The organism is Mycobacterium colombiense (assembly GCF_003284935.1).
Lineage (GTDB): Bacteria > Actinomycetota > Actinomycetes > Mycobacteriales > Mycobacteriaceae > Mycobacterium > Mycobacterium arosiense_A.
In genome coordinates this window covers 1-13456 of sequence record NZ_QMEV01000011.1, presented here as the reverse complement: position 1 = coordinate 13456, position 13456 = coordinate 1, and the positions used below count along the sequence as shown (strand labels likewise).

Sequence of the window (13456 nt, the reverse complement as noted above, 5' to 3'; positions counted from 1 at the left end):
CGTCCTCAGGCTATTGTGACCAATATTTGTCTGCATTAGCGCGTCTCAACTCCTTCAATTCTTCACACACGTTCGCCACTGTAGACGCGTTGCAGAAAAGCTCTTCGACACGAGTGGCGTTCTGGCGCATCCACTCAACTTCATCGGTCGCGGAGAGGTACTCGATTTCGGGTTCATGGTTGATATATTGCTTGATGAGCGAGACCCAAAACCAGTTTCGCGGCAACGCAAGGCACGTGGGCGCTAGTGAGATTTGCATCTGTCCGCGGTCGTTGACCACCAGCCACGTGATAATTGGTCCCGTCACGGTCAATGAGCCATTGATGGTGGCGTTCCCTGTCTTCGAATTTGTAATCCGGTAGCGCGGGTCGAGGTACAAGAAATCGAAGTAGTTAAGGTAAAACTCTAATAGGGTCCTCATCGCCTACCTCCCAATTGTGGTGGAACAAAGGTAGAGTCGCCGATCCTTTGATAGCCGTGGTTTTTGAGATATTGGATCTCGGCAGCAGTGAAGGTGTTGGGCTTGATCTCGTCATATGGTACTGACAGTGTAATAGTGTCCCGGTTTGCGATCGCGACATCCAATACATGCTGATTGGCAGCCAGTTGCTCAGTGGGTGTGAATGAATACCACGCATCGCCGAGATCAAAATAACTGGCATTGTGGTCGCGTGCGACGTCGATGTAGGAGGGGCCTCCGTTCTCCGGTTGGAATGGTCCGAGGACGGTTTCGCCGCTGCCGGTCAGATGCTGTTCAGATAGCGCTCGCAACTCGGGCGGCATGTAGCGCAGGGGGTCGTCGAGGATGAATTCCGGATGCGCTGGGTCAATCGCAATGGGTGGCGGGCTGTCGGGCAACACAGGTGCGTGAGGCCCAGCTGGCGCATGGTCGACGGGTGCATCGGCGGCCGGCGGAGCGTGCTCGACCGGAGGCGGCTCAAGAGGATGCGTGCCGGGGACGGGTTCACCTCCAATCCCAGGTGCGCCGTGCGGGGGAAGATCCGCCTCGGCCAGGGCGGCACGCAACTCTGGCCCGCTCATGCCACTGGCCGTCAGACTTTCGGACGTCAGGCCCTCAAACGCTTCTCGACCGAATAGCGCCTTCGCGCCTTGTAAAAGCGCCTCCCCGCCAGCCTTCAGCCCCGGCCCCCCGACCGCCAGGGTGATAGCGGTCCATAGCGGTTCGGGGGTGGCTTCCACTTGCCCGGGATCCGGTGTGCGCATGCCGGTCAACTTGCCGCCGTTGAAGCTGTAGTAGGTGCCGGTGGCCTGGTCGAAGAACTCGCCCGTTCCGTTCTTGAGCTGACCGATTACCTGTACGGGCTGTCCCTTGTCGTTATAGGTGAACATGAAATGCCCGTCGGGGGTGATGCTCACCGACGCGGGATCGATGGCGGTGTAGTCGGGTATCTTGCGCAGGTCGTCGAGAGCCTTCGCCAGATCGTCCTTGAGCTTGGGCAGCCTGGCATTGGCGGCCTCGGCTTCCGGCGACCCGGGGCCGTGGGTGTACGTGTCGGCCGCGGCCTTATTGAGAGCGTCCCGCGCAGCGCGTACCTTGGCCAGTTGGTCCGCCACCGCCTGTTTGGTGACTTGGCGGATCTCCGCCAGTGCGGCTTGTTGGGCGGGAGACGGCGGGGCGACACCGTCAGCGTCGGCTCCGTGGAGGGGCGCGCCGTCATACCCTTCGGCATGCAGGCTATCCAGCGACTTCTTAAGGCCGTCGGAGTAGCCGTTGCGAATTGACTGCAGTGCAGCTAGCGCCGCCTTGGTGTCCCGGAGGGCGTCGTCTTCACATGTGTTGATGAACGCATGCACTGCATCCTTGTCCGCGGCGGTGAGGCTTTTGTCGTTGTTCAACAGGTTGACGGCCTGCGCGATTGAGTCCGAGATGCTCTTCAACTGCGCGTCCAACGCCGCGATCCGCGCTGAGCCTGCCTTTTGGGCGTCGGCCAACGCCGCGGCGATGTTCTCGAGGTCCGCAGCGATCTTGGGTAGCTGCAACGACTGCGCTCCAAGAGATTTCACCACCCGCTGGACTTCTTCGGAGTCGTTGATCGGATGACCGCCGTCCTGGTGATTCCAGGCGGCTTCGAAGCGGGTGCGGGCTTGCTGGAAAGCGTTGTCAGACTCCGCGGTGCATCGGCCCGCGCGATGGAAGGCACCGGCGAGATTCGAAATATGCAACGGGCTGCCAGCCTGCAGGCTCGCGTTAATCGCCCAGGGGTCGCCGCCAGCTTCGGCGACCAGCGCCCGCTCATCTATGTAGGGAAGTCCCATGACACCGTAGATGCCTAGCTAGGGTTTTGCGTCTCACGGCGGAACGGTCGGGCGTGCATTCGCGTCGGAGACGAGCATTCGACGTCAATACCCATTCCCGACCTCCTGAGCTGCACGTAAGCGTACTGATCAAGGCACGCTGGTCAATTCACCCGGCGTCGCGGGTCACGGAGCACGGGTTAGGCGCTGACCCGCACCGCGAGCGGCGATGACAGTGCGATCCGCTTACGTCACGCCGTGCAGTCGAGATCGTATGGATGGCTGTCCTAACGCGGGCGATGGAATCCTTGGCGGGCCGGTAGATCTCCAAATACATCTGCTCCGTCGGGATCGGTGACGCGAATCTTGCTCGGCGACAGCAATTCCGGTATCGGCGGAGGGTGGAACGGTGCGGACGGCCTCGGAGATATCCGTGAGCTCACGGGGGAGTGCGGCTGCCGCCACGCCGGTCGTCACGACGCCGCCTGCCTCAGGTGGCAAGCTGCCGGCCCACCTCGAGTCGCCTGAGCTTGCCCGAGGAGGTGCGGGGCAGCGATCCCGGCGGCATCAAGACGACGTCGGCCGGGGTCACGCCGCACACCGAGATGACCCGTTTGATGACCGCGCTTCGGGTCACATCGTGGTCCGAACCCAAAAACTCCGCGGCGATTAGCAACCGGGACTGGGCGGGCCCGGATTCGGACCCCACCGCAACCACCGCGCCTTGCCGTACACCGTCGACTTGGCCTGCTACCTGTTCGATTTCGGTGGGGAAGATGTTGCGGCCGGCGATGGTGATGACCTCTTTCGAGCGCCCACAGATCACCAGCTCGCCGTCGACCAGGTAGCCGATGTCTCCCGTGCGAAACCAGCCCTCATCGAGACCAGCGGGGGAGCTGGAATCGCCGAAATAGCCGGTCATCATGGAGGTTCCGCGGACCTCGACCTCCCCGATCCGATCGTCAGACGTGTTCTCGCCCGGGCTGATTCGCAGCTCCATGCCGGGAACAGGGCGGCCCAACACGGCGTACGTTTGGCGTCTCCCGGATTCGGTGCGCTCGTCGATGCGCAATCCCGTTGCGGGTTCCGGCATCGTGACGGCGCACGTCGACTCGGCCATCCCGTAGGCGGGAGTCGACGCGGATGCCCGGAAGCCGAACGGCGCCATCGCCGTCGCGAACTGCTGGAATCCCGTGCAGTCGACGGGTTCTCCCCCGTTGATCGCGATCCGAAGCGGTCCCAGGTCGACGTCCGACACGCGGCCCGAGAAGCGGCCGAGCGTGGCGTACCCGAAATTCGGTCCGGCGGTGAACGTCGCCGCGCTGGCCGACAGCCATTCCGCCCAGCGCAGCGGTGCGGCGGAGAACGCGCCCGTCGGCGCCTGCCACAACGGCATCCCGCTCAGAACGCAGCTGAGGACGAAGGCCAAGCCCATGTCGTGATAGATCGGCAGCCACGAACATCCGCGGTCGTACGAGCCGTCGAGCCGTAGCCGGTCGGCGATGCCCCGCATGTTGTTCAACACGGCGGCGGGCGACAGGGCGGCCGTGCGGGGATCGCCGGTCGAGCCGGCCGTCCCCTGAAGGATCGCGAACGCCGAATCCTGCGTTCCCTGAAGGGTGTTCGATGTCCGGGTGCGTCCGGCCTCGCCGAGGTCGCAGACGGTCAAGGCGGACTCGGCATCGGCGAGAATGCGCAAGGTGGCCCCGTGGCTGAGGACGACGCTGACGCCGATTCCGCTGAACCGGCTCAAGGTGCTGTGCGCCCACTCGGACGGGTCGGCGCCGCGCCGCGGGCGCGGGAGGATCGATACCGCCGCGCCCGCGAGCCACGCGCCCTGAATGGCGGCGACGAGCTCGACGGTCGGCTCGCCGACCAGCCCCACGGCGCCGACGTGATCCTGCTGCAGCAGCCGCGTAGCGACGCTTTCGGCGATCCCATGGACTTCGGGCCACGGACACGCCGACCATGCGTCCGTGTCTTTGTCCAACACCATCAAGTCATGCGGTGACCGGGTCATCGCCTCACGCATCGCGGCGGCAAGCACGTTCATGCGCTAACCTCAGCGTCCGTTAAATCGGCTGTCGCACTTGTGTATTGGTGCGTCGGGGCGCTGATCGACTGCTCGTCAACGGCGCGGGGCACAGGGGGATTGGCGAAAGTCATATGTCGGGACCATACCGCGCTGATTTAGGTAAGGCTACCCTAATTGCAAAGTGTGGGTTGTCTCACCGTCGCGGCCGATGTGGCCCGGCGACCCGCGCGCAGTCGCCTAATGGGTAGCGCTGCAACACGTTTCGTGGTCCCTGCTCCGGCGCCGCCAGGACAAGTGTTCTGCGCAGATGCGCGGGCTGCAAGGATGATCAGGTGACAGACCCCTGCGCGAGCTGCGGATTCACCTATGACCTGCGGCGCGCCACAGCCGCTGCCGACGACATCCGCGCCCAGGCCGCCGAAGTTGTTGCGCTCCTGTGCAATAAAGGGGTCCACGTGCGGCGGCGTCCGCGTCCCGACGTCTGGTCCCCGCTGGAGTACGCGTGCCATCTGCGGGATGTGCTGCTGGTGCAGCGCGAACGAGTGCTCGCGGCCCGGCGGCACAACGGGGCCGACTGCGTGCCGATGGGCCGCGAAGAGCGTGCTGAACACGAGGGTTACAACGAACAGGACCCCGCCGCGGTCGCGCGCCAACTCACCGACGCCGCAGCACTATTCGGCAATGTGCTCCTTCGGCTCTCCGCCACGGACTGGGATCGCACGGTCGTCTATCACTATCCCAAGACCAGCGAGCGGTCGTTGCGCTGGGTCGCCGTCCACACCGCGCACGAACTGCAGCACCACCTTCTCGACATCCGCCATCAACTCTGAGCCGCGCCGGACCCCGCCGCTACGGTGCAGAGCATGAATGTCGATGCCGTCGAGTTCAGTGAACGATGGGTGCGCAATTGGAACGCCCATGACGTCGAAGCAGTACTCGCCGACTTCCATGACGACGTCGTGTTCACGTCACCGGTAGCCGCCGAGCTCCTCCCGGCGACGGGCGGCGTCGTTCGCGGTAAGGACGCCCTACGGCGGTACTGGACCGAGGCCGTCGCACGCATCCCCGGACTCCGGTTCACCGTCGAAGGCGTCTACCAAGGCGTCGACACGATCGTCATCAATTACCGCAACCAGAGCGGGAACTTGGTCAACGAGATCCTGACCTTCGCCGGCGACGCGGTCATCGAGGGCCGCGGCACCTACCACGTCGTCGACCCATAGCAGGGCGAGAAGCCTTTCCCACAAACACGAAAGTCACGACCTCTTGCGAGGCCGTGACCTTTCGTAGAACCGCTCAGTGTGGGCGAAGGGGGACTTGAACCCCCACGTCCCGAAGGACACTGGCACCTGAAGCCAGCGCGTCTGCCATTCCGCCACTCGCCCGGAAAAACAACCGATGGACCATATCACTCTAATGGCCCGATCCCCGAACCGCCGCAGTGGGCCCGTACACCGTCGCGTGCTGCGCACCGGTCCGCCCGCATCGCTCTGAACTGGGCCGATGCAGTTCTCACGATTTCGAAAGTGCCGCGGCGACACGATGTCCCGATACCATGCGGGAGTGATTCAGCACCGGGGTGATTCGTTTGCCGTCCACCGGCAATACCTCATGGCAAGTGCACACGAACGGTAGGACATGGGTAGCCAACGGGGGCTGGTCGCGCGCATCGAGCGCAAACTCGAGGCGACGGTAGACAATGCCTTCGCCCGGGTATTCGGTGGATCGGTCGTTCCCCAAGAGGTCGAAGCCCTGTTATGCCGCGAAGCGCGTGACGGCGTGCAGCAGCTTCACGGAAATCGCCTTTTGGCCCCCAACGAATACATCATTACCCTCGGTATGCACGACTTCGAGAAGGTGAGCGCCGATCCGGATCTCACGTCGAGCGCTTTCGCGAGGTACTTGGCTGACTACATCCACGAACAGGGGTGGCAAACGTATGGTGAGGTGGTCGTCCGGTTCGAGCAGTCGACGAACCTGCACACCGGCCAGTACCGCGCCCGCGGTGCTGTCAACCCTGATGTCCAGCCCCGCCCGACGGTCGACGATCCCGTCCGGCCACAATCAAATAATGCGTTCGGCGAAGAACGAGGAGTAGCAGCAATGACTGACAATTCTGGCTACCGCGGGGCTCAGGGGCCAGGGCGCCCCGGCGACGAGTACTACGACGACCGCTATGGGCGTCCCCAGGACGAGGCACGTGGTGGCCCGGACCAGCAGGGCGCACCCGACCAGCGGGGCGGATATCCGCCCGAGCAGGGGGGCTATCCGCCTCAGCAGGGCTACCCGCCGCCCCGACACCCCGACCAGGGCGCTTACCCGGAGCAGGGCGGCTACCCCGAGCAGGGGCACGGCGGCTACCCGCCGGCGCAGGGCTACCAAGAACAGCGCGGCTATCCCGACCAGCAAGGGCAGGGCGGCTATCCCCCTCAGCAGGGCTACCAAGATCAGCGCGGCTACCCCGAGCAGGGGCAGGGCGGTTACCCGCAGTCATACGAGCAGCGTCCGCCCGCCCCCGGCGGTTACGGCGGCCAGGGTTACGACCAGGGCTACCGCCAAGGCGGCGGCTACGGGCCCCCCGGCGGTCAGCAGGGTGGCGGTCAGCAGGGCTACGGCGGATACGGCGATTACGGTCGTGGTCCGGCCCGCCAGGACGAGGGCGGTTACGCCCCGCCAGAACAACGACCCGCCTATCCCGAGCAGGGCGGTGGCTACGACCAGGGCTACCAGCAGGGCGGGGGATACGGCCGCCAGGACTACGGCTCCGGCGAGTACACCCAGTACTCCGAGCACGCGCAGGGCGGCACGTACGGCGGTCAGGCCGGCGGCTACCCCGAGGCGGCCAGCCCCGAGTACGAGTACGGCCAGCAGGCGGAGTACGGGCAGCCGGCGGACTACGGCCAGCAGGCCGACTACGGTCAGCCCGCCGACTACGGCCAGCAGGCGGGTGGTTACGGCGGCTACGGCCAAGGCGGCTATGGGGCCGGCGGGACCACGATCACTCTGCAGCTCGACGACGGCAGCGGTCGCACCTACCAGCTCCGCGAGGGCTCCAACATCGTGGGGCGCGGCCAGGACGCTCAGTTCCGGTTGCCCGACACCGGCGTGTCACGGCGTCACCTCGAGATCCGCTGGGACGGACAGGTCGCGCTGCTCTCGGATCTGAATTCGACCAATGGCACCACGGTGAACAACGCACCAATCCAGGAGTGGCAGCTCGCCGACGGCGACGTGATCCGCTTGGGCCATTCGGAGATCATCGTCCGGATCCACTAAGCCACTGGGCTTAACGCTGCCGTGCTTCGCCCCGTGTCGACCGCCGTCCAAGTATCGTGACGTAGCCGATCTGCTCGGAGTCACGGGCACTAGGGATGCGACGCTAGGACGGAAAGGACGCCAGATGCAGGGACTGGTACTGCAGCTGACGCGCGCCGGGTTTTTAATGCTGCTGTGGGTATTCATCTGGTCCGTACTGCGAATCCTTCGGACAGACATCTACGCGCCCACCGGTGCTGTCATGGTGCGACGGGGGTTGGCACTGCGCAGCACGCTGCTGCCTTCTCGTCAGCGCCGGCATGCGGCCCGTTATCTGGTGGTCACCGAAGGGGCGCTGGCGGGCGGACGCATCACCCTCAGTGGACAGCCGGTACTGATCGGACGGGCCGACGACTCCACGCTGGTGCTCACCGACGACTACGCCTCGACGCGGCACGCCCGGCTGTCTCAGCGCGGCTCGGAGTGGTACGTCGAGGATCTAGGATCGACCAACGGTACTTACCTTGACAGGGCGAAGGTGACGACTGCGGTACGAGTTCCAATCGGAACGCCGATTCGGATCGGCAAAACGGCGATCGAGTTGCGCCCGTGACGCTGGTCCTGCGGTATGCCGCGCGGAGCGATCGCGGCCTGGTACGCGCCAACAATGAAGACTCGGTCTATGCCGGCGCGCGACTGCTCGCGCTGGCCGACGGCATGGGCGGCCACGCCGCCGGTGAGGTGGCATCCCAGCTGGTGATCGCCGCGCTGGCCCACCTCGACGACGACGAGCCGGGCGGCGATCTGCTGGCCAAGCTCGACGACGCGGTCCGCTCCGGCAATGCGGCCATCGCCGCGCAGGTCGAAGCCGAACCCGAGCTGGAGGGGATGGGCACCACCCTCACCGCGATCCTGTTCGCCGGCGACCGCATCGGGATGGTGCACATCGGTGACTCGCGGGGCTATCTGCTGCGCGACGGCGAGCTCACTCAAATCACCAAGGACGACACGTTCGTCCAGACCTTGGTCGACGAAGGCCGGATCACTCGGGAAGAGGCCCACAGCCACCCGCAGCGGTCGCTGATCATGCGGGCGCTGACCGGTCACGAGGTGGAGCCGACGTTGACCATGCGCGAGGCGCGCGCGGGCGATCGCTATCTGCTGTGCTCCGATGGGTTGTCGGATCCGGTGAGCGACGAAACCATTCTCGAGGCGCTGCAGATCCCCGACGTGGCCGAGGCCGCCTACCGGCTCATCGAGTTGGCGCTGCGCGGCGGCGGCCCGGACAACGTGACCGTCGTGGTCGCCGACGTGGTCGACTACGACTACGGGCAGACCCAGCCGATCCTCGCCGGCGCGGTGTCCGGCGACGAGGATCAGATGACCCTGCCGAACACTTCCGCCGGACGCGCCTCTGCGATCCGGCCGCGCGATGAGTCCGCCAAACGCGTTGCGCCGCAACCGGAAACACCGAACCGGCCGCGCTGGTCGCGGCGGAAGATGTTCTTCGCGGTCGCGCTGGCGGTGCTAGTGGTATTCGCCGGCCTCACCGTCGGATGGTGGGTCATCCAACGCAACTACTACGTCGCGGAATACAGCGGCAAGATCTCCATCGTCCGTGGCATTCAGGGCACGCTGCTGGGTGTGCCGTTGCAGCAGCCCTACCTGGTGGGCTGCCTCAACACCCGCAACGAGCTGTCCCTGGTCAGCTACGGGCAGACCGGCGGCCATTCCAGTTGCCAGCTGATGACGCCGCAAGACCTGCGCCGGCCAGGACAGGTTCAGGTGCAAACCGGGCTGCCGGGCGGCAGCCTGGACCAGGCCGAATCGCAACTGCGGCAACTGCTGGCCGAGTATCTGCTGCCGATCTGTCCGCCCCCGCGCGCCACGTCGCCGCCCGCATCATCCACCCCCCGCAGCGGAACACCAGAATCCGGCACCACAGCAGCACCGGCACCACCGACGACCAGCTCTTCGAGCGCCATTCCCGCACCGAGCACGAGCGCCAACGGCCCCGCGAACTCTGCGCCGGCAGGTCCGACGACCACGTCGCAGACAGTCACCGCGCTTCCCGGGCCGCCACCACAACCGGGCATCGATTGCCGGACGGTGGCATGACCACACAACTCCAGCCGCCGGTCGCGGTCACCCCCCCGTTGCCCACCCGGCGCAATGCCGAGTTGTTGCTTCTGGGCTTCGCCTCACTGATCACCGTCGCCGCGCTGCTGATAGTCGAAGCCAACCAAGAGCGCAACCTGCACTGGACCGCCATCAGCTACGGGCTGGTGTTTCTCGTCGTCTTCGGCTCGGCACACATGGCCGTCAGGCGCTTCGCGCCTTACACCGATCCGCTGCTGCTGCCAATTGTGGCGTTGCTCAACGGACTTGGCCTGGTGATGATTCACCGGCTCGATCTGGTCACCAATCAGCTCAGCGGCCGGCACCACCCCAGCGCGACCCAGCAGATGCTGTGGACCCTGATCGGCGTAGTGACGTTCTCTCTGGTGGTCACGTTCTTGAAAGACCATCGGCAGCTGGCGCGCTACGGCTACATCTGCGGACTGGTCGGTCTGATCTTCCTGGTGATCCCCGCCCTGCTGCCGGCATCGCTGTCCGAACAGAACGGCGCCAAGATCTGGATTCGCTTGCCCGGCTTCTCAATTCAGCCCGCCGAGTTCTCCAAGATTCTGCTGCTGATCTTTTTCTCCGCGGTGCTGATCGCCAAGCGGGGCCTTTTCACCAGCGTCGGTAAGCATTTCATGGGACTGACGCTGCCCCGTCCCCGCGACCTCGCGCCCCTGCTGGCGGCGTGGGTGATCTCCGTCGGCGTGATGGCCTTCGAAAAAGACCTCGGCACTTCGCTATTGCTCTACACGTCGTTTCTGGTGGTGGTCTACCTTGCCACCCAACGCTTTAGTTGGGTAGGCATCGGCCTGGTGCTGTTCGTCGCGGGAAGCGTTGTCGCGTATTACATTTTCGCCCACGTTCGGGTGCGGGTGCAGATGTGGTGGGATCCGTTCTCCGACCCCGACGGCAGCGGCTACCAAATCGTCCAGTCGCTCTTCAGCTTCGCCACCGGCGGCATCTTCGGCACCGGCCTCGGTAACGGTCAGCCGGACACCGTGCCCGCCGCCTCGACCGACTTCATCATCGCCGCGTTCGGCGAAGAGCTCGGGCTGGTGGGCCTGGCCAGCATTTTGATGCTCTACACCATCGTCATCGTGCGCGGCCTGCGCACGGCCATCGCCACCCGCGACAGCTTCGGCAAGCTGCTCGCCGCGGGGCTGGCGTCGACGCTGGCCCTTCAGCTGTTCATCGTCGTCGGCGGGGTAACCCAGCTCATTCCCCTCACCGGGTTGACCACCCCGTGGATGTCCTACGGCGGCTCGTCCTTACTGGCGAACTACGTGCTGCTGGCCATCCTGGCGCGCATCTCGCACAGCGCCCGTCGTCCCTTGCGTACCCGCGCACGCAACGAGCCGTCGATCGCGGCGGCCGGCACCGAGGTGATCGAGAAAGTATGAACGCCTCCCTGCGCCGGATCTCGGTGACCGTGATGGCGTTGATCGTGTTGCTGTTGATCAACGCCACGATGACGCAGGTCTTCGCCGCCGACTCGCTGCGTGCCGACCCGCGCAACCAGCGGGTCCTGCTCGACGAGTATTCGCGCCAGCGCGGCCAGATCGTGGCCGGCGGCCAGCTGTTGGCCTACTCGGCCGCCACCGACAACCGCTACCGCTTCCTGCGCGTCTACCCCAACCCCGCGGTGTACGCGCCGGTCACCGGGTTCTACTCGCTGCGCTATTCCAGTACCGGCCTGGAGCGTGCCGAGGATCCGCTCTTGAACGGCTCCGACGAGCGGTTGTTCGGGCGCAGGCTGGCCGACTTCTTCACCGGTCGCGATCCGCGCGGCGCGAACGTCGACACCACGATCAAGCCGCGGGTGCAGCAGGCCGCCTGGGACGCGATGCAGCAGGGCTGCGGCGGTCCGCCTTGCAAGGGCGCCGTCGTCGCCCTCGAGCCGTCGACCGGCCGGATCCTGGCGATGGTGTCGTCGCCGTCGTATGACCCCAACCTGCTGTCGTCGCACGACCCCGAGGTGCAAGCCCAGGCGTGGCAGAAGTTGCGGGATGACCCGAACAATCCGCTGACCAACCGCGCCATCTCGGAGACCTACCCGCCCGGATCCACCTTCAAGGTCATCACCACCGCGGCGGCGCTGCAGGCCGGTGCGTCCGACACCCAGCAGCTGACGGCCGCGCGCTCGATTCCGCTACCCAACAGCACCGCATCGTTGGAGAACTACGGTGGGGAACCGTGTGGAAGCGAGCCGACGGTGTCGCTGCAGCAGGCCTTCGCGCTGTCCTGCAACACCGCGTTTGTCCAGCTCGGAATGCTCACGGGATCCGACGCGCTGCGCAACATGGCGCACTCGTTCGGGCTGGACAGCACGCCCAGTGTCATCCCGCTGCAGGTCGCGGAATCGACCATCGGGATCATTCCGGACGCCGCGGCGCTGGGAATGACCAGCATCGGCCAGAAGGATGTCGCTATGACGCCCCTGCAGAACGCCGAGATCGCCGCGACCATCGCGAACGATGGGGTGACGATGCAGCCCTACCTGATCGACAGCCTCAAGGGGCCCGACCTGACCACCATCAGCACCACGGCCCCGTATGAGCAGCGGCGCGCCGTGTCGCCGCAGGTCGCCGCTAAGCTAACAGAGCTGATGGTCGGCGCCGAGAAGGTCGCACAGCAGAAAGGGGCCATTCCCGGCGTGCAGATCGCATCGAAGACTGGTACCGCAGAGCATGGCAGCGATCCGCGGCACACCCCGCCGCACGCGTGGTACATCGCGTTCGCGCCCGCACAGACCCCGAAGGTCGCGGTGGCGGTGTTGGTGGAGAATGGCGCCGACCGCCTGTCCGCGACGGGGGGTGCACTCGCCGCGCCGATCGGACGGGCTGTGATCCAGGCTGCGCTACAGGGAGGACCATGAGCCCGCGAGTTGGTGTGACGCTGTCAGGCAGATACCGCCTTCAGCGCCTGATCGCCACCGGCGGCATGGGTCAGGTGTGGGAGGCGGTGGATAGCCGGCTGGGCCGGCGCGTCGCGGTCAAGGTGCTCAAGCAGGAGTTCTCCCAGGACCCGGAGTTCATCGAACGGTTCCGCGCCGAGGCACGCACCACCGCGATGCTCAACCACCCCGGCATCGCCGCCGTCCATGACTACGGCGAAAGCCAGCTCGACGGGGAAGGCCGGACCGCGTACCTGGTGATGGAGCTGGTCAACGGCGAGCCGCTGAACTCGGTGCTCAAGCGCACCGGCCGGCTGTCGCTGCGGCACGCGCTGGACATGCTCGAACAGACCGGTCGCGCTCTGCAGGTGGCGCACGCCGCCGGCCTGGTGCACCGCGACGTCAAACCGGGAAACATCCTGATCACCCCGACCGGCCAGGTGAAGATCACCGACTTCGGTATCGCCAAGGCCGTCGATGCCGCACCGGTGACCCAGACGGGGATGGTGATGGGCACCGCCCAGTACATCGCGCCCGAACAGGCGCTGGGTCACGACGCCACCCCGTCCAGCGACGTGTACTCGCTGGGAGTCGTTGGCTACGAAGTTGTTTCGGGTAAGCGGCCGTTTACCGGTGACGGCGCGCTGACGGTGGCAATGAAGCACATCAAGGAGCCGCCGCCGCCGCTGCCCGCGGAGCTGCCGCCCAACGTGCGCGAACTCATCGAGATCACGCTGGTGAAGAACCCCGCGATGCGGTATCGCAGCGGGGGCCCGTTCGCCGACGCCGTGTCGGCGGTGCGCGCCGGTCGTCGTCCGCCGCGGCCCAGCGCGACACCGCCTGCCGGCCGGGCTTCGCCGGCGGCCATTCCGTCCAGTTGCTGGCGCACCAGC

Annotated in this window: 11 protein-coding genes and 1 tRNA gene; 8 read left to right on the top strand and 4 right to left on the bottom strand. The window is 65.8% G+C overall.

The window, feature by feature from the left end; all coding sequences use genetic code 11:
* Positions 1–10: 10 nt before the first annotated feature.
* The 3 genes from DQP57_RS07785 to mbtM form a co-directional block, all read right to left on the bottom strand.
* Positions 11–421: a hypothetical protein gene (locus DQP57_RS07785; RefSeq protein ID WP_112632432.1), complete on the bottom strand. Its 411-nt coding sequence runs from the start codon at positions 419–421 to the stop codon at positions 11–13.
* Positions 418–2277, bottom strand: a complete 1860-nt coding sequence (locus DQP57_RS07780) for a hypothetical protein (RefSeq protein WP_112632431.1) — start codon at positions 2275–2277, stop codon at positions 418–420. Before DQP57_RS07780 ends, DQP57_RS07785 begins: the two co-directional genes overlap by 4 nt.
* A gap of 469 nt (positions 2278–2746) precedes the next feature.
* Positions 2747–4309 carry a long-chain-fatty acid--ACP ligase MbtM gene (mbtM, locus tag DQP57_RS07775; protein WP_112632430.1) on the bottom strand — a complete coding sequence of 521 codons (1563 nt, stop codon included), beginning with the start codon at positions 4307–4309 and terminating at the stop codon, positions 2747–2749.
* A 314-nt stretch (positions 4310–4623) separates the two neighbouring features.
* On the opposite strand from mbtM, the gene DQP57_RS07770 reads away from it, so the two are divergent.
* Together DQP57_RS07770 and DQP57_RS07765 are read left to right on the top strand one after the other, a co-directional pair.
* A complete protein-coding gene (locus tag DQP57_RS07770) occupies positions 4624–5121 on the top strand; it encodes a DinB family protein (RefSeq protein WP_112632429.1) in 498 nt (165 codons plus the stop codon).
* A gap of 33 nt (positions 5122–5154) precedes the next feature.
* A complete protein-coding gene (locus DQP57_RS07765) occupies positions 5155–5514 on the top strand; it encodes a nuclear transport factor 2 family protein (protein WP_112632526.1) in 360 nt (119 codons plus the stop codon).
* A 79-nt stretch (positions 5515–5593) separates the two neighbouring features.
* On the opposite strand, the gene DQP57_RS07760 is transcribed toward DQP57_RS07765, so the two are convergent.
* A tRNA-Leu gene (locus DQP57_RS07760) sits at positions 5594–5676 on the bottom strand.
* Positions 5677–5929: 253 nt separating this feature from the next.
* On the opposite strand from DQP57_RS07760, the gene DQP57_RS07755 reads away from it, so the two are divergent.
* The 6 genes from DQP57_RS07755 to DQP57_RS07730 all read left to right on the top strand — a co-directional run.
* On the top strand, positions 5930–7567 hold the full coding sequence (locus tag DQP57_RS07755) for a DUF3662 and FHA domain-containing protein (RefSeq protein ID WP_112632428.1): 1638 nt from the start codon (positions 5930–5932) through the stop codon (positions 7565–7567).
* A gap of 124 nt (positions 7568–7691) precedes the next feature.
* Complete coding sequence (locus DQP57_RS07750) at positions 7692–8159, top strand: FHA domain-containing protein FhaB/FipA (RefSeq protein ID WP_007771646.1); 468 nt, start codon at positions 7692–7694, stop codon at positions 8157–8159.
* Positions 8156–9664, top strand: coding sequence for a PP2C family protein-serine/threonine phosphatase (locus DQP57_RS07745; RefSeq protein WP_112632427.1), 1509 nt, complete (start codon positions 8156–8158; stop codon positions 9662–9664). Before DQP57_RS07750 ends, DQP57_RS07745 begins: the two co-directional genes overlap by 4 nt.
* Entirely contained in the window at positions 9661–11070 is a 1410-nt protein-coding gene (locus tag DQP57_RS07740; protein WP_112632426.1) for an FtsW/RodA/SpoVE family cell cycle protein, read from the top strand. Before DQP57_RS07745 ends, DQP57_RS07740 begins: the two co-directional genes overlap by 4 nt.
* Positions 11067–12545: a D,D-transpeptidase PbpA gene (pbpA, locus tag DQP57_RS07735; protein WP_112632425.1), complete on the top strand. Its 1479-nt coding sequence runs from the start codon at positions 11067–11069 to the stop codon at positions 12543–12545. Before DQP57_RS07740 ends, pbpA begins: the two co-directional genes overlap by 4 nt.
* Positions 12542–13456, top strand: a 915-nt coding sequence (locus DQP57_RS07730; protein ID WP_133259227.1) for a serine/threonine-protein kinase, incomplete at its 3' end; no start/stop codon positions are given. The genes pbpA and DQP57_RS07730, both read left to right, overlap by 4 nt.

What these genes read in the sequence shown, in the direction of transcription:
- DQP57_RS07785 (WP_112632432.1), bottom strand. Translation starts at nt 421, where the DNA reads ATGAGGACCCTATTAGAGTTTTACCTTAACTACTTCGATTTCTTGTAC.
- DQP57_RS07780 (WP_112632431.1), bottom strand. Translation starts at nt 2,277, where the DNA reads ATGGGACTTCCCTACATAGATGAGCGGGCGCTGGTCGCCGAAGCTGGC.
- mbtM (WP_112632430.1), bottom strand. Translation starts at nt 4,309, where the DNA reads ATGAACGTGCTTGCCGCCGCGATGCGTGAGGCGATGACCCGGTCACCG.
- DQP57_RS07765 (WP_112632526.1), top strand. Translation starts at nt 5,155, where the DNA reads ATGAATGTCGATGCCGTCGAGTTCAGTGAACGATGGGTGCGCAATTGG.
- DQP57_RS07755 (WP_112632428.1), top strand. Translation starts at nt 5,930, where the DNA reads ATGGGTAGCCAACGGGGGCTGGTCGCGCGCATCGAGCGCAAACTCGAG.
- DQP57_RS07750 (WP_007771646.1), top strand. Translation starts at nt 7,692, where the DNA reads ATGCAGGGACTGGTACTGCAGCTGACGCGCGCCGGGTTTTTAATGCTG.
- DQP57_RS07740 (WP_112632426.1), top strand. Translation starts at nt 9,661, where the DNA reads ATGACCACACAACTCCAGCCGCCGGTCGCGGTCACCCCCCCGTTGCCC.
- pbpA (WP_112632425.1), top strand. Translation starts at nt 11,067, where the DNA reads ATGAACGCCTCCCTGCGCCGGATCTCGGTGACCGTGATGGCGTTGATC.